Raw genomic sequence first — 20396 nt, forward strand, 5'->3', positions numbered from 1 at the left:
ACTTCCCTACTTTTGGATTACGAATGGTAACAAGGATAATATCGTCAGGGTCGGAAGGGTCATCGTCAAAATTGGCATTGTCTTCACCGAGTTGGTTTTCAGTCCGTGAAAGAATCTTCCCGTCGGGATCGGTCACTTCGAAATCGACATTGGGAGAGACGGTAAAGGAGAGCATCGAATCCGGCGCAACATACAAATCACTCTCATCGGCTCTAACTGTTGGCACAGTAACAAAATTTTGCACAACCCTTCTGAATGGTTGCGGTAAATAGGCCAATACCGGGGGGTTAAAAAATTCGGAAACAGAAGCACGCGCGTCATCCGGAATTTTGATATGCGAAGTGCCGTCATACGTGTAATTTTCTATATCGAGAAGCTTTGCGCTTGTTAGTAATACTGTTTCATCACCTTCATCCGAATCAGCCGTTGGTGGATCCGGATTAGGATGACCATCACGCCAACGATTATAGGTATTGTCATCAACAGTACAAATTCCACCTATTATTATCTCATCCATTGTTTTACCTGATAAACCCGCATAAATACGCGCTTCTTTTACGCGCGATTTAATCAGATGGGCACTACTGTTCAAATCAATCAGAAAATTGTTCTTTTCCGCCATTTCAGATAAGGACAAAAGGGTTCCGTCACGTTTTACAAAATTTGTTGTCGGCAAAACATCGCGAAGGGAAGGAAAGAATTCACGGAATGAAAGAGGAGGTTGGATATTAGGAAGTTTGCGAGTTCTTTTTAGGTTCCAATGCAAAACATCAAAACCCCATTTATAAAAAACATTCCAACTATTTGGATATATTCCACCCTCCCAAACAACGTAAGCTTCAGTAGAACCCTTGTTTGGCGTCCCCATCATTACAATTTTATTAACATCATCCTGATAATTATTACTTTGAATATAGGCGCGCGCTAAAAGACCGCCCATGCTGTGCGCCACAATATCCACTTGTCGCTTACCACTCTTGGCACGAGCTTCATCAATTTTCGGCATCAAGTATTTCTTGTATGTTTCATCAACCGGCTTTCGCCAATCATAATAGGCGATAAAAAGAGTTTTTCCTTCTTCATAGCCATAGTTTTCCAGCTCTTTAATTAACGCTTTGTATACATTACCACGCCAAATAAAACCCCATTTATTATCTTCGATATCATGAAGCATGAGCTTTTTATCAAAAGAAGCCAACATCCCAGGAACCAGAACTACCGGGTTGCCATCATATTCTGCATGGACAGTAAAAAAAGGCAAAAAGAAAAGAGCTAGACAGCCCAAAAATGCTATTTTCCTATATTTGTCCACCATAAATTCCTGTTACCATCATCCCCCATAAACCAGAAAATATCAACCATGGCAAACTAGCGCCAACGAAAAACAATAAAATACTAAGCAAGATCACAATAATAATTTTTCTCCGTGTAATCGTATGTCCCCTTTTTTTATCTAAGAAAAGCCATAACCACGGTATTACCGCCAGCACATATCGAAGATATATTTCAGAATATCCCAAAAGAGCCGCCAGTATCATTGCAATTTTATCCGAAAAAGTCGGATACCCCGCAGGATTCTCCCCCAATAACCGCAAGAACATATCCACAATCATATTTATATTTTAGCACCCTAAAACAATAATACAAAACCAATCCCGCCGTATTCCTTCCCTTATCCAAGGGAAGGCGGGGATGGGTTTATCCGCTCCATCCCCTCCCGCATCTCCCCAAGCAAAGGATTTCCAGCCAAACCGCCCCAAGCGCCTCGACAAGGTTTTGATAGTGTTCAATCTGTTTTTCTTTCGGCACGTTAAAGTGCGTTCACATCAAAAAATAATAATCAAGCGGTACTGAAACGATATTAACCTCTTTGTTAAATTTTAGTTCGGTATTAGAAAAAATCAAACCGTAATCAGATTTTATTTTGCGCATCGTATTGATAACCTGTTTCATGTTTTTATCGCCAAGACCAACTTCGACAACTATCTTTTTAGAATTTCCGATTTGCAAAACAAAATCAGCTCCTCCTTCAGCGCTATCATAACGAATAATACCATCTCCTCTCAAAATCAACTCCCGATACAGATGAGCACCGATAGAATCCTCCAATAATTTACCCTGTCTGGTTAAATAGGTATTTTCGTTGCCGGAGAAATAAAAAAATGACATTCTAATTGCCGGACTCATAAACAAATACTTATTGGGCTTGTTGGCAACAGTCATATTGGAACCGTGCGGTGAAATTTTCACTAAAAGTTCTGCTTTTTCTAAAACATCAAAAATATTGGCAAGTGTTAATCGATTGATGGAAAACTTATTCGCCAATGTGCTAAGACTCGTTACGTCATTTTCAGCAATTGCAAACAAAATCCTTTTCACTGCTCCAAGCGTGTCCTGATCAAAACTACCAAGAGTCGGCATATCTTGTTTAATAATTTTTTCCAGCAACAATGAGATGTTGTCATAAATGGACATTTCATCCGGCGCCGTTAAAGCGAATGGGAAAGTTCCGTATGATAAATATTTTTTTACGTCATTTCTGTCAATTTTCGACCAATATCCATTAACAGAACTCACTAAACCGGATAGATTTTTATAAACATCTTCAGCGGTTTCTGAAAAATAAACTGCTTGCCTAATTTTACTTTTCAGTCCGAGAGTCGGGAAAATTTTATTTTTTATCATTTGGTATTCACCAAAGCACATTGGTGTCATTGGTTCAAATATGGCTCTTCGCGCGATATCAGGCGTTGACTGTAAAATAATTGCCGAAGAACCGGTGACACACAAAAAAACATTGTTAGTTCTTTCAAAGATTGACTTCATCGTCACAGCCCATTTGGGATCCGTTTGAACTTCGTCAAGAAAGAATAAAATCGGTTTTTTAATACTTTCCAAATTTTCACCGATAATTTTTTCGTATGCCGATATTATCTCATTAATCCCCACATCGAAATAATTCCTCAAGTCTTCCACGGACAAAAAGAAGACGCGCGCATCTTTTTTTACGAATTCAGAACAAACTTGAGCAACAATTGTCGTTTTTCCAACACCCCTAAACCCGGGAATAATAATCATTCTGTTTGATGATTTCTTGTCCAGAAAATCGCTCACGTATTTATGCAATTTTACGTACAAAAAACGCTGCGGATGCTTTTCTCCATTCTGATTGTGTGTAAAATGCCTTAACCGGTCATCGGTGGTTAAAATTTGTTTCTGCAAATACTGTATAAGTTCTTGATTCATATATAGTAGACTATTCAACAATTATATGTTTGTAGTATATTTGACTATACAGGTGTTGTCAAGCACTGTTATTTTGGCTTTTACTAGCACAATTTAGACGGCGTTTCTTGATTATTTTCTTGCGAATTGGACTAATTATGCTCAAATTCCACCATCCAGCCCTAACACCCCAAAACCATCCGTTCCTTCTCTTTACTAACCCATCTCAAGGGGTTAGTAAAATTTTTTCATTTTATTTCCTTCTGTTAGCCATTATTTGGCACAATTTCTTGTTGGATTTATCAATAATAGGTCTAATTATACCTGTTTTATACCTGTTTTAGCCCTATGATACAAACTGGCATAGTTTGTATCTATTGTGTCAAGAGATGTATACAAACTTGAAAGGGTTACAATCGGTCAATACTATACCCCTACAAAGGGTTAGTGGCGTTTGCCTCGTGTTTATTCCCTTTCCGTAGCCAATTTTTGAAGCGTTTACTTGTTGAAAATTCAAGGTTTTATCCGTCCCACCGCGTCCCGTATCTCCCCAAGCAAAGGATTTTCCGGCCAGACCGCCCTGAAATCACACTAATCCGTTTTCTTCCTCTTCTTCGTATTTTTCTTTTTCATCTCGCCAACAATTTTGTCAGTCGATTTTTTCAAATTTTTTATTTTTGAAAGAACATCCAACAGTTCTTCCTCCTCGTCTCCCTCAAACGCATCCTTGCCAACCTCATATGCCGCTTTCGTATTCTCAGCCAATGAACTCATCGACAATTGAAGCCCTTCTGCAATTAGATCCATCGTAATCGGGTCCCGCCTTAATTCCTTCAAAAATTTACCCGTTTCGCAAGGAAAACACTCTGCTTCTTTTTCGCGATCATCGCCAATCATCACCTTGCGTCCGCAATTTTCACATTTGTAGGTAATTATTTTCGTTGGACTTTTTGAGGACATGGCGGTTGATTACTCTTCTCTTTCACTGTTTATCTTATTCTGCCTTGTGAAGGCCTCCATGAGTTCCGCCTCACTAAGATCGCGCCCTTCTTTTTCCGCCCCTTGCATCGCGCGACAAATCTCACAATCGTCGTACTGTCCGGCCTCCGTATCGTTTTTTTCTTCTCCCTCCTTATTGATTATTGTTTTTTGGGTCATATTTATATTTTATCACCAGATATTTCTTAGCAATAGACACTGAAAAAATCGATCAATAAAGATCTCTTCTAAACCACTCCGCTTTCTTTACTCTTACCGGATCAATTAACAGCAGACTCGGATCACCAACCATTTCCAGGATTGGCCGTAATATTGCGTATCTAACCATATTAAAAGAACCTGATCCTGCCCAACCGCCAAACGTAGTAAGATCACTATTGGCGTAATGCAACCTCACCAGCCGTAATATATCGCTATTGATTTCGCGAACGGCGTAAGCGATATAAGCCACAATCTTGCGAGGGTCTTGCATGCGGTTAAATGCTTTAGGGTCGGATTGAATAAACCAATCTAGCATATGATGAGCAATTGAACGGCCATACAAACGATCAATTTCGTCCGCGTCCAAACTTGCCACTAACTCCTCTATATGTTTATCTTCTTTTTTTAAACCATCCCTCGTCTTATCAATCAATTCAAGTAGTTCATTGCGATCCACCCCGCATTTTTTTTCATGCTGATCAAAAAACTTATCGACCATTTCATGACTTAAACAAATTAACTCCATAAAATCAACTAGATTTTCCGGCTTTCCGGAAAAACTGCATTCGCGTTCAGTAACAGCCTCTACCAGCAAAAAAGAAATAAAGCCGTGCTCATTTTCGGCGATACAATGATTACCAAAAGCCTCTATGTCACGAACAAAATTATTTACTTTTGCCCACGCAATATCGCCATTTTCACTTAGACGGGAAAGGTGACGCTCAAGAATTTTTGTACTTGCCACCTGTCCTTCCTTGCGAATTATGGTCATCATTTCCACTATTTCCGTCTTATTCAACCCAAGATGCGCCGAGGATTTTTCAAAACGCGCGATTGCAATTGCTTCAAGTTTTTTCAGCCACTTCACAGCTTGTCCTGGATCTCCATCCTTTTTATCCAGCCAAATATTATCTCTGATTTCTTCCGGATCAACTTCTTCTTCGTAATCACTATTTCCAAAACGCGGAATATAGTCGTCGCTTAGTGGGTTTTGTGATTCCTTATTTACATCATATTCAAAAGCAACAGGATTCATATCGTACCAAAACAATACCAGCGTTTTATAAACAGAAGGACCAGTGTCACCAATGTAAGTCGGACGATTTTCCGGTGTATATTTATAAATTAACTCCTTCAAGGATTTTAACAAATCATCAAAAGCCTTAGTCTCCCGTTTGACAAGTTCTTTTATTTCCGGCTTTAAATCGGAAATCTTTTCGCGACGCCTATTCATAATTCGCAACCATGAAGCCGCTTTACGCGTTTGTTCGCGCACGCGCCCATCTGGATGCTGTAAATACTTCAGCGTAAACGAACAAATTTCCAAAAAATAATCATCCAAAAGAGACAGATAAAAAATTCCAAGACCTGCAATAACAGCCGATATATGCAGAGGATCTTTTATATCATCGATATTTTTAATTTGATCAAAAATATACACCTTCGCCGGGGCAGAAAAATTTCCCGAATAACGATCAATTTTTGCCAGATTCTTTTTAACTTCCTTTATTTGCGCAGTATTCCCTGTTGCCAGAATGCCAAAAAGTTCACTCAGTTGTATTACTTGTTCCTTAGACTTCATATGGATTAAAACTTGTCATACCAACATCCTTGCAGTTTTCCAATATTTTGCAAGTTTACCCGCAATCTCCAAATCATTCCTGCCCGTGAGCAGGAATCAGCGTCGATATTCTTCCCATTATAAGGGAAGGCGAGGATGGGTTTAGTTGCCCCACCCCGTAATCGGTAGTCTTTGCGAACCATCGCCAAGGGCGAGGCGAAGCAATCTCCCGCGTCATCCGTCGCAACACGTCATTCCTGCCCGCAAGCAGGAATCAGCGCAACCGCCCCACCGCGTCCCGCACCTCCCCAAGCAAAGGATTTTCCGACCACGCTTTCGAGAGAGACTCAGCTAACTTTTTCAAATGCTCGGTCATTGGTTCTTTTGGCGCGCTAAAACATTTCCACGCGTCTTCACCTTCTTCCTCCAAATCAATAAGAAGATCACTGATGTTGTGCAGAAAATCCGCGGACTTTAACAGTAAGGCTTCTTTAGGCATAGATAAAACGTGCGCCCGAGCCGCCTCTTTTCTTTCCGCCCATGGAAGAGTGTCATGATCCGGTTCCGTAACATGACCGACAAGTTCAGCAACCGCCTCGCCAAATTCCAGCGCAATATCATCAAGTGTAATTTTCCCACCACTATCTTCCACAGTATCATGCAGAATTCCCGCCGTAATAACATCCTCCGAAGCCCCAACCCGAGCCAAAATCAAAGCAACTCCAAGCGGATGAGTAATATAAGGAACCAAAGGCTTCCCTTTCCGCGCTTGCCCAGTGTGAGCAGTAGTGGCAAACCGAATTGCTTTTTGAAATTGAGACATATATTTAATCAATACTTGAAAAATAATCAATAAATGTGCCTGACACCTTTAGATCACCTATTTCCCTTTTATTTTCACAAATCCATCTTTTCTAAGAACTTCGTGTTCTTCTTCAGGCACACGCTCAGGAACAGACTGCCCCAATATTTTACCAATCGTTAAATTTTGCAACTGGATTCGAAAATCACCAAGCCAAACAATTAAGTCCATTGTGTCTTGTGTGTGTTTTTTAATCATTTGTTTTATTTCATCCACATTCTTTTCCGAGTTTTGTCCAAAATACTGCGGAAAGATATTACGTTCAATTTCCCAAAAAATATACACTCCTATCCGATCATCAAAACGCTCATAAAATTCTTTTTTCATTTTTCTCAAAGACAGAAAAATAACTTCGTGATCCTCATAAGATTGGATGAAATCATTAAAAGACCCGTGCATTGCAATATATTTTTCATCCAATTCATCCCTACGTTTACGTTCATACTCTTGCTCATTACCCCCATTAACCAATCGATTATGACGCTGTTCTAAATACCAAGGCAAAAACTGAATTGATGCGTTGTAATCTACAAGTTTATGAGAAAAATCGAAAAGTTTTTCTTGCAAAGACATCCAACCGTCATAAACTACTTTTTGCTTAAATTGTGATTGTATTTGTCGAAATGCCACACCAACACCTATTAAAGACACCATAAGAGCACCGACAACTTGAATTATCGCTGAAAAAACTTCTGGCTTATTTAAAATATATGACAACATTTTTTCGTAAACAATATAAATTATTATCCTTATATATTCTTTCAAATTTTCAACTAACTCTGCCTAATCCACCTTTACCATCTCTCAAATTATTTTGTTTTGGCATTTTTTCCTTTGGTGCGCAAAACAGAAAGCTGATCCTGAATAATGTCATGTGCATCCCCTATGGCTGTAGCGTCCGCCCGACCATCCTTAGCATGAATTGCAGCTTTTTCTCTTTCACCTTCGTCTTGGATTTTAAGAACCATGGGAAGAAGTTTATCAAAATGAAATTTTGCCCAATCAGAACATTGTTTGATTCTATTTAAACTACTACTAATAGCATCCGCGCTTGCTTGAATATAGGTTTCAACTTGCGTTCGTTTTCTGTCGGAAATCCAAGCAAGCACAATACCCACCACACCGACAACCAAGCCACCTACAGACATTATTAGTTCCATACTTACAAAGTATACATCCACAAAATAAATACTACGATCAACCATTTTTGACCACAACGACAATTGAATTTCAATATCATAAACATTGCGCTTGTCGACAATAAAAATGCAAATATTTTTTTCTCAACATCTCAATTGGCTCTTGAGAAAATTGAGAGTTCTCTAAATACCACACATGTTTTCAAACTCTTTGAAAAACAAATAGATGCTCATGCATTATTAGTAAAAAATTTGATTCTCTTGATTTATTAACCCAAAAACCAGTAGCTTTGCAGTTGAACTGCCTTTTTATTATGTCTTCTTTCAAAACAAAGCCTACATCTAAAAACTTTTGCATAACTTTAAAGGCAAGGGGTTGATACATTTTGTTACGCCTTGTGTCACCTATTAATATTGCGCAATACTTTCCAGTCTTTAAAACTCTATATAGTTCCTTGGCGACTTTTCCCATTTCATCAACAAAATCATCAATTCCATGAATATTAGATAAATCTTCTTTTATTTTTCCTTCACTATATTTAATAATGTCTACATATGGTGGGTGCGTAAGAATAAAGTCAATGCTTTCATCATTGGCCTTACTAAGGTCTCTGGCGTCTCTTTTTAATACCTTCTGCCAAGCTTTATTCTCTACTTTAAACGCAAGACTTTTTTTCGTTCGTTCAAGAGCAACATCATTTACATCAGAGCAAATGATATTTCTGTTTAATATCTTTGCTTCAATCGCAGTTGTCCCTCCTCCAATCATGGGATCAAGCAAGACGTCACCCTCTTTCGAATAACGTAAAATAAGGTTGCGAGCTACTTCGGGCGACCAATTACCTCGCCAATCTGATGTATGAGTCGCCCAATTGCCTCGTCTTGGAAATGCCCAAACTGTCGTACATTCTAGTTCAAATTCGTCTGGATTAAGTTTCTTTTCTTTTTCAGACATTTAAACAATCTTATATTTTTTAGATTTAACTAATTTAATAGAATCGTAATTGTTTTTATCGGTAAACTTATATTGCCAAATTAAGTATTCATCTATTCTTTTTTCGAAAAATAACAAGAAAACTTCTTTTTTTGTATGTTCTGTCCATTGTCTGTATGGATAATACAATTGCCTAATGATTGTATTTTTAGTAGACGAATTTTTAGCTTCTATCAAAACAACTTTATCTTTTCCTTCATAACCAGCATCAACTTCTGTCTGGACTCCTTTTGTTTCAATTGTGTCATTACCAATTTTATAACTAAACTCAGGTGTATACTTTCTCCCCCTAATTGTTAGTACGAGGGAGGAATCTTCCATAAATGTTCTGATGAGGCTTGAGGCATAAGCAAAATCAAGGTGTTGCATCTCAGAATTTCCGATTTTTGCCGTATCTAAATCAAAATCTAGCTTGGTATTATAAATCTCAGCTTCACTTTTAATTTCTGGGATATCAACATATCCCTCCCCTTTTACAATTACATATTGGCCATTTTTGACTGGCAACAAGACTAACCTATTTTCTTTCATTATTTCTGGAACACTTTCCCTTGTATCCATCTTGCATAAAATCCGGACTTCTTTTTCTGTTGTGTTTTTAAAATCTTGAACAGATTTTTTTATATCTTTTGCGGATAAATAGAATGGTAGTTTAGAAAAATTATGTTCTAAGATTTTATTATCCTCAAATATTTTTATCCAAGAATTATTGTTGGCCATAGATTTTAATAATTAATTATTAAGCTCTCTGTGATTTTTCCTCGTTTAGAACCATTAGAATTAATGGCTCTGCCCGCCTGAACTTTTGTAATATTTACACCTTTGATTCCAGAATATATTTCTTTTATAAATGGGGTATCGGAGTTTGAAAGCATAACGAAGCATCCTCTTTTATGTAATTCAACAAATGTGTCACGAAGCTCCATTTGTTCTTTTTCAAGAAACATCTTGGCCGTATAAGACGTAAATGATGCGGTCTTGCTAACCGGATAATATGGTGGATCAAAATAGATAAAATCGCTTTTTTGGGCTTCTCCTAAAATCGCTTTGTAGTCTTGGTGTTTAATTTCAATATCTTGAAGCGCCTTTGAAACTTTTTGTAAATTACCCTCGTCACAAATACGCGGATTGGTGTATTTGCCAAACGGTACATTAAACTTACCCTTCCCATTAACTCTATATAAACCGTTAAAACATGTTCGATTGAGGAATATAAACCGAGAAGCCACAGCAACGTCGCTTAATTTATTTGGGTCCTGAGCACGAATCTTTAGAAAATATTCCTTATTAGTTTTGTGTTTCTTTAGAGAGACGATCAACTTCTCAAGATCATTCTTGATTACATTGTACGTAATAATAAGTTCTTTGTTTAAGTCAGAAAGAAATCCTTTTTCAGGAAGCAAGTCAAAAAAAACTGCTCCTCCACCCACAAATGGTTCAAAGTACCTATTTTTTTTAGGATCAAATTTTTCTGGCGGATAAAGATTCATTCTTTTGAATTGTTCAAGGAGCTGGCGCTTACCGCCAACCCATTTAACAAACGGCTTTGGTTTTTCTGCAATAATTCGCGCTGAATCATCAAACAGATTTGTTTTATCAGCAAGAGAATAGACTCGACGCGCAAAAATCGAGTTAATATCGAATCGTTTTTGAATGTTTAGAACTGCTTCTTTTGTCGTCATGAATTCATTGTTAATCTCAAGTTTTACGCAATATGTCACTTACTATACCCACAAACACAAGTATACATCTAAAAATTGTTTTGTTTTACCGGCGTTTTTTTTGGGGGGGTGGCGGTGGACGGGACGACGACAGGACGGAGATTGCTTCGGCGCTGAAGCGCCTCGCAAAGACTGACGACTGACGGAACCCATCCTCGCCTTCCCTTGAATAAGGGAAGGAATGCTCGACTACACCACTTTTTCCCACGAAAATTCTGGTTTTCCGAAATGCCCGTACGCGGCGGTTTTTTGGAAGATTGGTTTTCTTAGATTTAATCTTTCTATTATTGCCGCGGGGCGGAAATCTATTTTTGCCACAAATTTCTCGATTTCTTCTTTGGGTTTTATTTCCGTTCCGAATGTTTCCACCATCACACTCACCGGCTGGGCCACGCCGATGGCGTAGGCGAGTTGCACTTCACAGCGCTGCGCCATTCCTTTCTTTACAACCGACAACGCCACTTGCCGGGCGGCGTAGGCACCGGAACGATCCACTTTCGTGGCATCCTTGCCGGAAAATGCGCCCCCGCCGTGTCGTGCCCAACCGCCGTACGTGTCCACAATTATTTTCCTGCCCGTGACACCCGAATCCCCCACCGGCCCACCGATGACAAAACGTCCGGTTGGATTAATGAGAATCTGCACTTTTTTGGCGAGCAGTTTTGCGGGAACAACCGGATCGATGACGAATTTTTTGATCGCTTTTCGCAAATCATTTAGCGAGATGTTTGGATCGTGTTGCGCCGAAACAACAATGGCTGTGATTTCTTTCGGCACGTTTCCTTCATATCGTACTGTCACCTGTGTTTTACCGTCGGGCCTAAGCCATGACAATTGACCGGTTTTACGAACTTTTGTGAGTTGGCGCGCGAGGCGATGCGCCAAACTGATGGGAAGCGGCAGAAAATCATTTGTCTGCAAATCGGCGTAGCCGAACATCATCCCCTGATCGCCGGCGCCGATTTCGCCGTTGCGCTTACCCACACCGCGCGCGATGTCGCCGGATTGTTTTGACAGCGCCACGTGCACTAATGCTTGGTCGGCAGTGAAAATAAGTTTTTCGTCACGATAACCAATATCGCGAATCACGCGACGCGCGATTTTTTCCGCGTCGATCTCGGCGTTGGAAGTTAGTTCGCCCAAAATAAATACTTTGTTGTCTTTGACGGCGGTTTCCACGCCGACACGTGAATTGGGATCTTGCTTTAGACAGGCGTCTAAAATGGCGTCGGAAATTTGATCACAGATTTTATCCGGGTGACCTTCTGTTACCGACTCTGACGAAAATACGAATGACATAATATTTCTTGTTAAAAATAAACGAATCGCTCCCAAATAGGAGCGCTAATGAATTAGACATCTTTCCCATTTGGGCTGAAGGTGGCACCTTGACGTTTGTGTTAGGTTGCCGGAGCACTGTTAACGGGCCAGTTCCCTGATGCTCGCTCTTGATGCGTATTGATTTGTGAGTTTATTATAGCGGATATTTTGGCGGATGGAAATGAGGCGACAGATTCCTGCTCACGGGCAGGAATGACATGACGGTGGCGACACGGAGATTGCCTCCACCCTTCGCCTCTTGGCTACGGAGTGGCAGGCGCAAAGACGACGCGGTTGATTGCTTTGGTCCGCCGGCTGATGAGAACAGGCGTGAGAGCTATTTTACGGTTTCTACGGACAGCTCTTTTTCCGTGGCCGTGTTGGTGCCATCTACCACTTCAGAGCGATTATAATCGGTACCATATGGACTACTTAAGTCTTTCGGTGGCATTTTGATCGTGTATTTTAGCTGATACATTTTGCCGTCCGTCGAATAAGAATAATCCGTCTTGGTATAGGCATCTTTTGGAAGCGCTGTGACAAACGCGCGATCCAATTGAATCTTTGCGTCTAAACTGCGCAAGCTGAAATCTTTCGGATCTTTGATTGGCGAAGACGCCGGAACATCCGCCACTTTCTTCAAAAGATCAGAAAGTGCTGCCGGGTATTTACCGGTGCGGTCGAAATAATATTCTAGGCCCGTACGAATATCACGGATGTTGCCAACTTGTTTCCCAAGATTGATTTGATCGATTGATTGACCGGTGACAAGCGATGTTGCTTCATCCACAGAAATTGTTGGGCTTGGCGCGGTGGCGGTAAACTTCTGATTGATTTGTGACAATCCAACGGAAACACCTAGACGATATTGTTTCCCTTGCATTTTTTGGACGCTATCCGGCGGAACGAGACGCAAGGAATAGGAAAATTTGCGTGGCGTAAAATCTTTTTGATCGACCCAGAGTTCCATGGTGATATTTTTTTGCAAGATGCCGTACACTTGTTGAAATTCCTCTCCCTGCAAATATGTCGCCGTTGCTTCATTGAATTTAATCAACGAATCTTTGCCAAACTCTTTTTCCATTGTGTCCGTTAGACTCTTGTAAAACGCGGCGCTCTTTTTAAGATCGAGTTGAATAACATAGTGATAAAAAGTACCTTCCGCGGTTTTTTCCTTTGGCAATTCCTTAGTGACCAAGATTAGATTATTTTCTTTCAGAATTTTGAAGAACAACTTATATTGTTGCAGCGCTTTTACATTTTCCGCGTCCAGTTTGGCTGTGTCTTCATTCGACCAACCCCACGAATCTAAGTCGTCTTTTGTCGCCTTTATCCATTTTCCTTTCAAAGAAGCGAGGTCGAAGAAACCAAGTGATGGCGCCTCGGTGATTCGGGCGTAGTATTCCATGTTTTTACTGATTATATCCAACCCGCCGGCAAACGAACTGCCGCCCATTGTTACTTTACCTGAACCACTGAAGGCGTTATCCGCGCCCTTTGTAGATTCCACGTCGCTTTGACCGGAAAGATTTATTTTGGCGTCAATTTCAACGGGCAAGTATTGGTAAATTGTGTCGACGCCAAACGTAACCGGGTAAGGAGAAGTACTCGCAGGTTTCACGTTTATCGAAAAGATTGATGATGTGGGATCAATTTCAATCAACCTATTTTTGATCGTCTTTGGTGGAAAATTTTTATTGGTTTTTACTAATTCGTCGTAACCTTTTTGGGCGGCCTGTGTAACAGAATCGGTTTCTAGTTGAATATGCAGCAGAAAACTGGCGCCACCTTGTTCCTGACGGTAGCCATATTGTTGTCCCGTTAACGGATCAATGACTTCTTGTTTATCAATTACCGCGTCCGCGAGATTGGTAGGATAAGTTTTGTGATTGTGTTTATAAGTTGCGAGCTCTTCCATAATATTGCTCGCCACCCGCATTCTCTCACGATCGCGATCGACCGCTTTTGATTGCTCCGCTACCTTCGGCGCCTCAAGGACCATTGGTAACGCGCCTGGATCACGTGGCTCGGAACGAAAGGTTATTTCTGCGTCATATTTGGCCGATTTAACCGTTGGTACGTTGTCCAACATTTTACTAATCACCTGGTCGGGCAAAAGAGCGGGCTGAAACGGGTTCCAACCAAAGGCAAAATAGGCGATACCTACCCCAACAACCACCAAAACAACGACAATAAGTAAGAGAACAGGAAAAAAGACGGAACCATGTTTTTGTGGTTGTTCAGACTGAAGCGGTGGCGGCGCGAAATTGTTTGGATCCATTGAAATACCCTCTGCCGGTGAAACATCAACAGGATTTTGATTAGCTACGACTGGCGGAACAATATTTTCAGAGTCCATAATGTATTTTAATTTTAATATGTTTATTCTAACACTAGTTTATGATTGCGACTAATTCATTGGCGACAACGACGGATTCCTGTTTCCACACTTCGCACAAGGCTACGCGGGACAGAGGACAGGAATGACACGGCGGGTATACAACGAAACGCATCCCCGTCCCGATGGCGACATCTTTAAAGCCAATCGGGTTCCGGCCCCGGCCTTGGCCAGTGACGGACCCTCGCGACGCGACGAAAATCCACCACTGCCCTTTGCTTATCAAAGCAACACCGCCGAAGCGTGTGCAATTTGGGTAAAGGAGGGAGACGACACGACTATTTTTTCTTCTTAATTTCTAATAACTTTTTTACCTCGCGGTCAAAGTCGGAAATATAGTTTTTGTCTTGCTCTTTTCTGAATTCTTCATATTCTTTTTCCGCCAAAGCGACCGCCACCTCATGACTGATTTTACCGCTGTTGCTTAAAATATCTTTCTCTGTAAATCGTAAAAAAGAATCTAATTTATTCACCCAATCTTTCATGTGCATCACAATCCCCTTTTGTGCCTGCATTTCCGCGAATTCAAGATACAACGAAACAATCCTGTTTAATCCATCAAGCTCCTTTTCGTCTAGATAATTTTTTGCAATCGCAACATCGGTTTTTTGAATTGTTCCTTTTGGTGAATTTTTCCAGACAGTAAGTCCCATATTGGGTTTTTTACTACCAACTCTCCGGATGATAATTTCCGCCGCCGTTTGACCACTAATGGCAAAATGGAGTTTATTTTGCACGGTGGCAAAAAACAACTTAGTTATTTCCTCATTCGGATCATAATCTGCACTACATTGAGCATAAATATCCGTGATTTTTTGGTAAAACCTACGCTCGCTGGAACGAATATTTCTGATACGTGCCAACTGTTCTTCAAAGTAATCGTGACCAAAGGTGTAGTTGGGAGTTTTCAACCGCTCATCATCCATTGTAAATCCCTTAATAATGTATTCTTTTAATCGCTCCGTCGCCCAAATTCGGAATTGTGTCGCCTGCGAACTATTAACCCTGTAGCCAACCGAAAGAATCGCATCGAGGTTGTAGAACTTTACAGATTGAGTTTGTGTTTTCCCCTCAAGGGCACCATGTTGCGTGGTATGTTCCAAAATGGAACTAACCTGATCTTCAATCAATTCATCACTTTCAAAAATGTTTTTGAGATGCTTAGTAATGGCTGGCCTTTGCACACCAAACAAAATGGCGATCTTGTCTTGAGTCAGCCAGATATTTTCATTTCGTAAAAATATCTCCACTTTTACGTTGCCGTTCGGAGTGGTATAAAGCAAAAATTCCGTATAACTGTTATTCGGAACAATTTTATGTTTTTTGTAATTCATATACTAAGGGCTTGGTAATTAATAAACACTTCATCTTATGTCCAATCCATCTCCGACCACCCTCCGCTCCGATGGAGCTACAGGGTGGCAGGCTACAACTGCTTCTCAATCAAAAATCTTTCATCGTACTTACAGTACACCTCGAGATTTTTTCAATCAAAGACAGCTGTCTTTGAAGCGTATTGAACATAATATTGAAGCGTTTATTAATTACCAAGCCCTAATAAAATTAATAATATATTGCTTTCCCCATTCGCTTTCAAAATTATTATAAATCGTTCGTGTATTGTTTGCAAGAAGCGCTAGACTCAAACAGCCAGAGTTCCACTCTTCCTTTTTTTGGGGAGACGGCGGACGACAACGCCGATCAGGGTCCGACCCTGCTCGGCAGGGACGGACCCTTTTGATGCGACGCGACTATTTTTTCTTTTTATTATTCGATTTTAACAACTTATTCTTTTCTTTCTTTAATTCTTTTATATGTCTTTCCGGTGGTAAATTTTCCGGTGTTACCCCACCTATATCTTTTATCGTCTGTCTAACTTTTCCACCAACCATAAAATGCGTTCGCGACGCGTTGTAGTCGCCGTGGATATTTTCATTTTTAATCTTCTCATCCGTTTGAGTGATTCTAAACAAATTCGCCGCCAGTTCGGTGTTACCCGCCCTGTCCAACAGTTCCCCCTTTTTTATTCCCTTTACTTGTTCAACCTCCTGCAGTGGCATTCCATAGAGACCTCGATAACCAGCATCATTGAACGAACCAAATTTGGTAACTCCAGCTTTTTTTGCCGTACTAAATAATTTCTTATTCTCATCAGACACTTCCCCGCGAATAAACAGACGCTTGTCGACATCGGAAAGCTTCTCGAAAACCTCCTGTCGGCGAGTTTGAATGGCGAAATAGGTTTGGGCTATTGCAATCTGTTCTTTGGCAGGATCGCCGTTTTGCGCGATGAGATAGCAGGCATAACGATCAAGCTTCCAATCCTTGACCGGACGAACGGTGTTTGAGCCGATTTCGACCATTTTAACCAATTGGTTAAAATGGTTATCCACAGCCTGACTGCTATTAATACAAGCCCTCGCCGCTCGCGCAATAACATCTTCCGCCTTTTGCCAATTAGGATACCCAAGTAGCAACATCAACTCCCGTGCTTGCCAATATTCGATTCCGTTTTCATCTGTTCTTTTTATCTCCTCAAAATTTTTATTAAGCGAGTTTATGGCGATTTCGTTTGACATATTGTTGTTATGATGAAATTAATGTTTATTCACCCGACCAACTTCGACACCATTATAAATCGTTCGTGTTTCGTTTGCAAGAGCGTGTTGTGGGCGTTTTTTTTTGGGGGGGGGGACGGTGAACGAAAATCTCCCCTCGCCCCTCTTTGAAACCACACTTCACTAAAGTTACGCGTGGCGTGGAAAGAGGGGAATACTGGCGGACCCTATTAGACTTTATTTTATTTCTTCCCCGATTTTCCAAATATTTTTTTCCAAGAACGCCTCAATGGTTTGGCGGTTGGCTTTATTGATCAGATTAGCGTGTGAAATTTTGTTATTTTTTGCATGTTCAGAAAGGGAAATAATTTTCTTACCTTCTAAATATGCTAAACGCTTGTGGTAGCTATTGGTTAGCGCTTTTCCCACAATTTCTTCCATTATATCTGTCGCGCCTTTTTCATCATATTCCATAAAAGCATCATAATATTTATTTCTGTCGATAAATTTAATGTTTATGGGAACAAATCCCTCACGCGTCAATAAAAAGTTGTTAATCACGCGTCCAATCCTGCCGTTGCCGTCAATAAACGGATGTGTATATTCAAAATCAAGATGCAATTTTGCAATGCGTTTAATAATGTTTTTGTTATTATTGGAATGATACTCGGCAAGCATTTTTTCAAGACGACCAAGCACCTCTTCCGGGCGTGGCGCAACATGACTGCCAACGCGGACGAATTCATTTTCTTTTCTAAAACGTCCCGCTACCTCGTCACGAATATTTGCAAGAAGCATTTTATGCAACGATAAAATCATTTCAAGACTCAATTCTAATTCTTTTGCTCTTTTATCGATATACGAAACAACACGCGCGAGATTTTTTGCTTCAAAAATTTCCCGTTCCGTGATAAATCTATCCAGATCAATTTGAAGAAGAATTTTTTCTGTCTCTTCAAAAGTGAGTGTACTGTTTTCGATAGCGTTTGAGTTGTATACCTGCTCGGCAACTTCGCTTTCGGTAATTAATTTCAGCAACGCTTCTTTACCGATCGCCACCTTAAAATAACGTTCACGCAAGAAGTTGATTTGGCTGAATACTTTTAATGTTTTTGGCATATTTGTATTATAGTGTTTTTCACGGTTTTGTCAAGATAACCGTGAAAACTGCGTAAAATATCGCTGTTTTTCACGGTTTTGAAGCTTAAATCGTGAATAATTCGCCAATCAAGTCCGGCTTTGGCCAGAGACGGACTCTCCGACGACTCGACAAACCCATCCTCGCCTTCTCCCGAGGTCGTGGTCGAGGACAAGCTCTTGAATAAGGGAAGGAATGACGCGACTATATCAGGTTTTTTTCTTTGAAACTGAATGATTCTTTGGCGGCGATTATGACGTGATCTAAGATTTCGATACCAAGTATTTTGCCGGCTTCGACTAATCTTTTTGTTAGTTCCAGATCTTTTTCAGATGGAATGGGTGAGCCGGAGGGATGATTATGCGCGACAATAATACTTGATATCAACAAATCAATAGCGGGTTTAAATACTTCGCGCGGATGAACAAGACCACTATTTAATGTGCCAATGGAAATTGTTTCTTTGTGGACGAGTTGATTTCTCGAATTAAGGTAAAGCGCCACAAAATGTTCTTTCTTCGCCATACGCATTTCTTGCAATTGCGCGATTACTTCTTTAACTGAATTAATGGTTGGCAAATTATTGTCTTCTACTTCCAAACCCCTCTTGGTTAATTCGAACGCGGCTAAAAGCAAACTGGCTTTACCCAGGCCAATGCCCTTAATTTCAGATAATGTTTTTAAGTCCAGCGACAATAATTTTTGCATCGGATACTTGGTCAAAATTTCTCCGGCTACTTTTAAGACATCTTTTCCCTCAATCCCGGTACGTAAAATAATCGCAAGCAATTCTTGATTACGAAGATTTTCCACGCCTTTTTCGATTAGTTTTTCCCGCGGTTGTTCATGTTTGGGGAGATCTTTTAGTTTCATTTTATTAATGTTTTCAACATCATCATTCGTCATTCATTAATCATCATTCACCGTCAATCATTCGAAATTTTTACCCTTAACGATTTTAGCCAATACCTAACCGCCATTGTGTTGGGTAAAATAGACCAAAGATAACGCAAATCAGCTAATTGTTTTACCACCCACGCGAGAAACCCCGAAAACTGAAATGGCCCAAGACGCGCCAACGCAAATTTTCCGCCCACCGCGATTAAAAGTGGCCGATGTTCTGAAAAATATGAAATCAAAGGTTGGCCATCCAAATGACGGATAATATTTTTTGCGACAATCTCCGCCTGTTGCAACGCCGCCCAAGCCACATCCGGCGCGACTTTGCCCGTAATCGGATCAATAAAATAAGTACAATCTCCCGCCGCGAAGATATTTGTACTGCCCGAAACAAGCAAGTTTTTGTCGGTTATCAAACCGCCGGTCGTGTTCATTGGAAAATTTGAACGCAACAAAACATCATTTACCCGCGTACCGGCCAGCCAAATCGTCGTTAGTGTTGGAAACATCACACCATCGGCAATTTCTACACTGTCCTGATGAACGGCCGTAACTTTAGTATGCGCGCGCATTTGTACCCCAAGTTCACGTAATCGCGCGTGCCCTCTTTGACGAAGTATTCCCGGACAAGTGTGCAAAACATAATCCGTTTCCTCACATAAAATAATTTTAGGAATTTCATGATCCACGCGATGCAAACGACAAAGTTTTTTTATGAACAAGGACAATTCCGCCGCGTACTCAACACCCGTTGGTCCACCACCGGCGACAACAAACGTGAAAGCTTTTTGCTGGGCCATTAACGATGCTGTACGATAACGTAAAAAAAGTGAAACAATGTGTTTGCGTAGGGCCACCGCATCATCCAAGGTGCGTAGTGTAAAAGCGTAATTGTTGGCACCCGGGGCGTCACTGGTTTGAGACTGCGAGCCAAGCGAGATAACCATAAAATCCGGCGTCTCTGTACGTCCGTCGGCAAGATAAAACTGACGCGTCTTAGGATCAATACTGCTGACAATTCCCTGCATAAAGTTTACCGACGTGCCATCAAATATTTTATCGTAGGGGGCGGTAGAAGCGTCCGTCAGAACGCGTCCGACGGCTTCCATTTCCCACGGCACAAAGGCATTGGCAACCTCGTAAAGAATGGGCGCGTTGATGTGATAAGGATGCCGATCAATAAGATTAATTTCCAAATCTTTTCCCGCGTCGGAAAGTAAATGGGCAATGCGTATCCCCGCAAATCCCCCACCCAAAATATAAACTTTTTTTGTTATTGTTTGTGTCACCAAGTTATTATAGCAAACATCAAATAAGACAGCGAAAAATAGACCTTGCGCCAAGGGTCGGTGGACTACCGGCCTGCCCCCCCTGTAGCCT

General features: G+C 40.7%; 20 protein-coding genes and 1 riboswitch. Of the genes, 1 reads left to right on the forward strand and 19 read right to left on the reverse strand.

The window, feature by feature from the left end:
• The 14 genes from Q7S57_05170 to Q7S57_05235 form a co-directional block, all read right to left on the reverse strand.
• A partial coding sequence (locus tag Q7S57_05170; GenBank protein MDO8512641.1) for an alpha/beta fold hydrolase occupies positions 1 to 1315 on the reverse strand: 1315 nt, incomplete at its 3' end.
• Complete coding sequence (locus Q7S57_05175; protein MDO8512642.1) at positions 1299 to 1613, reverse strand: hypothetical protein; 315 nt, start codon at positions 1611 to 1613, stop codon at positions 1299 to 1301. The genes Q7S57_05170 and Q7S57_05175, both read right to left, overlap by 17 nt.
• Positions 1614 to 1821: 208 nt before the next feature.
• A complete protein-coding gene (locus Q7S57_05180) occupies positions 1822 to 3246 on the reverse strand; it encodes an AAA family ATPase (GenBank protein ID MDO8512643.1) in 1425 nt (474 codons plus the stop codon).
• Positions 3247 to 3816: 570 nt separating this feature from the next.
• Positions 3817 to 4185: a hypothetical protein gene (locus tag Q7S57_05185; GenBank protein ID MDO8512644.1), complete on the reverse strand. Its 369-nt coding sequence runs from the start codon at positions 4183 to 4185 to the stop codon at positions 3817 to 3819.
• A 9-nt stretch (positions 4186 to 4194) separates the two neighbouring features.
• Entirely contained in the window at positions 4195 to 4383 is a 189-nt protein-coding gene (locus Q7S57_05190) for a hypothetical protein (GenBank protein MDO8512645.1), read from the reverse strand.
• A 52-nt stretch (positions 4384 to 4435) separates the two neighbouring features.
• Positions 4436 to 6007, reverse strand: coding sequence for a hypothetical protein (locus Q7S57_05195; protein MDO8512646.1), 1572 nt, complete (start codon positions 6005 to 6007; stop codon positions 4436 to 4438).
• A gap of 253 nt (positions 6008 to 6260) precedes the next feature.
• The gene (locus Q7S57_05200) at positions 6261 to 6809 is read right to left on the reverse strand and encodes an HD domain-containing protein (protein ID MDO8512647.1); all 549 of its coding nucleotides are present in this window, start codon (positions 6807 to 6809) and stop codon (positions 6261 to 6263) included.
• Between the two features lie 57 nt (positions 6810 to 6866).
• Positions 6867 to 7613, reverse strand: a complete 747-nt coding sequence (locus Q7S57_05205) for a hypothetical protein (GenBank protein ID MDO8512648.1) — start codon at positions 7611 to 7613, stop codon at positions 6867 to 6869.
• 44 nt (positions 7614 to 7657) lie between these two features.
• Positions 7658 to 8053, reverse strand: coding sequence for a hypothetical protein (locus tag Q7S57_05210; GenBank protein ID MDO8512649.1), 396 nt, complete (start codon positions 8051 to 8053; stop codon positions 7658 to 7660).
• Between the two features lie 136 nt (positions 8054 to 8189).
• A complete protein-coding gene (locus Q7S57_05215; protein ID MDO8512650.1) occupies positions 8190 to 8942 on the reverse strand; it encodes a DNA methyltransferase in 753 nt (250 codons plus the stop codon).
• The gene (locus tag Q7S57_05220; GenBank protein MDO8512651.1) at positions 8943 to 9701 is read right to left on the reverse strand and encodes a hypothetical protein; all 759 of its coding nucleotides are present in this window, start codon (positions 9699 to 9701) and stop codon (positions 8943 to 8945) included.
• A 5-nt stretch (positions 9702 to 9706) separates the two neighbouring features.
• On the reverse strand, positions 9707 to 10663 hold the full coding sequence (locus tag Q7S57_05225; GenBank protein MDO8512652.1) for a DNA adenine methylase: 957 nt from the start codon (positions 10661 to 10663) through the stop codon (positions 9707 to 9709).
• Between the two features lie 228 nt (positions 10664 to 10891).
• Complete coding sequence (metK, locus tag Q7S57_05230; protein ID MDO8512653.1) at positions 10892 to 12004, reverse strand: methionine adenosyltransferase; 1113 nt, start codon at positions 12002 to 12004, stop codon at positions 10892 to 10894.
• 51 nt (positions 12005 to 12055) lie between these two features.
• Positions 12056 to 12160: riboswitch (SAM riboswitch) on the reverse strand.
• A 199-nt stretch (positions 12161 to 12359) separates the two neighbouring features.
• Entirely contained in the window at positions 12360 to 14381 is a 2022-nt protein-coding gene (locus Q7S57_05235; protein ID MDO8512654.1) for a hypothetical protein, read from the reverse strand.
• Positions 14382 to 14505: 124 nt separating this feature from the next.
• Between Q7S57_05235 and Q7S57_05240 the strand changes: the two genes are divergently transcribed.
• A complete protein-coding gene (locus Q7S57_05240) occupies positions 14506 to 14715 on the forward strand; it encodes a hypothetical protein (GenBank protein MDO8512655.1) in 210 nt (69 codons plus the stop codon).
• Here Q7S57_05240 and Q7S57_05245 read toward each other — a convergent pair.
• From Q7S57_05245 to Q7S57_05265, 5 genes are all read right to left on the reverse strand, one after another.
• Positions 14699 to 15754 carry a virulence RhuM family protein gene (locus Q7S57_05245; GenBank protein MDO8512656.1) on the reverse strand — a complete coding sequence of 352 codons (1056 nt, stop codon included), beginning with the start codon at positions 15752 to 15754 and terminating at the stop codon, positions 14699 to 14701. The genes Q7S57_05240 and Q7S57_05245 overlap by 17 nt on opposite strands.
• Positions 15755 to 16171: 417 nt before the next feature.
• Positions 16172 to 16999: a DNA damage-inducible protein D gene (dinD, locus tag Q7S57_05250; protein MDO8512657.1), complete on the reverse strand. Its 828-nt coding sequence runs from the start codon at positions 16997 to 16999 to the stop codon at positions 16172 to 16174.
• A gap of 216 nt (positions 17000 to 17215) precedes the next feature.
• Complete coding sequence (locus tag Q7S57_05255) at positions 17216 to 18097, reverse strand: Fic family protein (protein MDO8512658.1); 882 nt, start codon at positions 18095 to 18097, stop codon at positions 17216 to 17218.
• 223 nt (positions 18098 to 18320) lie between these two features.
• A complete protein-coding gene (gene radC, locus Q7S57_05260; GenBank protein MDO8512659.1) occupies positions 18321 to 19022 on the reverse strand; it encodes a DNA repair protein RadC in 702 nt (233 codons plus the stop codon).
• 20 nt (positions 19023 to 19042) lie between these two features.
• A complete protein-coding gene (locus Q7S57_05265; GenBank protein MDO8512660.1) occupies positions 19043 to 20305 on the reverse strand; it encodes an NAD(P)/FAD-dependent oxidoreductase in 1263 nt (420 codons plus the stop codon).
• Between the last annotated feature and the right edge of the window lie 91 nt (positions 20306 to 20396).

Source organism: bacterium (assembly GCA_030647555.1).
Taxonomy (GTDB): domain Bacteria; phylum Patescibacteriota; class Andersenbacteria; order UBA10190; family CAIZMI01; genus CAIZMI01.

Coding starts and splice junctions, on each gene's coding strand:
- Q7S57_05175 (MDO8512642.1), bottom strand. CDS start 1,613: ATGATTGTGGATATGTTCTTGCGGTTATTGGGGGAGAATCCTGCGGGG.
- Q7S57_05180 (MDO8512643.1), bottom strand. CDS start 3,246: ATGAATCAAGAACTTATACAGTATTTGCAGAAACAAATTTTAACCACC.
- Q7S57_05185 (MDO8512644.1), bottom strand. CDS start 4,185: ATGTCCTCAAAAAGTCCAACGAAAATAATTACCTACAAATGTGAAAAT.
- Q7S57_05190 (MDO8512645.1), bottom strand. CDS start 4,383: ATGACCCAAAAAACAATAATCAATAAGGAGGGAGAAGAAAAAAACGAT.
- Q7S57_05195 (MDO8512646.1), bottom strand. CDS start 6,007: ATGAAGTCTAAGGAACAAGTAATACAACTGAGTGAACTTTTTGGCATT.
- Q7S57_05200 (MDO8512647.1), bottom strand. CDS start 6,809: ATGTCTCAATTTCAAAAAGCAATTCGGTTTGCCACTACTGCTCACACT.
- Q7S57_05210 (MDO8512649.1), bottom strand. CDS start 8,053: ATGGTTGATCGTAGTATTTATTTTGTGGATGTATACTTTGTAAGTATG.
- Q7S57_05215 (MDO8512650.1), bottom strand. CDS start 8,942: ATGTCTGAAAAAGAAAAGAAACTTAATCCAGACGAATTTGAACTAGAA.
- Q7S57_05220 (MDO8512651.1), bottom strand. CDS start 9,701: ATGGCCAACAATAATTCTTGGATAAAAATATTTGAGGATAATAAAATC.
- Q7S57_05225 (MDO8512652.1), bottom strand. CDS start 10,663: ATGACGACAAAAGAAGCAGTTCTAAACATTCAAAAACGATTCGATATT.
- Q7S57_05235 (MDO8512654.1), bottom strand. CDS start 14,381: ATGGACTCTGAAAATATTGTTCCGCCAGTCGTAGCTAATCAAAATCCT.
- Q7S57_05240 (MDO8512655.1), top strand. CDS start 14,506: ATGACACGGCGGGTATACAACGAAACGCATCCCCGTCCCGATGGCGAC.
- Q7S57_05245 (MDO8512656.1), bottom strand. CDS start 15,754: ATGAATTACAAAAAACATAAAATTGTTCCGAATAACAGTTATACGGAA.
- dinD (MDO8512657.1), bottom strand. CDS start 16,999: ATGTCAAACGAAATCGCCATAAACTCGCTTAATAAAAATTTTGAGGAG.
- Q7S57_05255 (MDO8512658.1), bottom strand. CDS start 18,097: ATGCCAAAAACATTAAAAGTATTCAGCCAAATCAACTTCTTGCGTGAA.
- radC (MDO8512659.1), bottom strand. CDS start 19,022: ATGACGAATGATGATGTTGAAAACATTAATAAAATGAAACTAAAAGAT.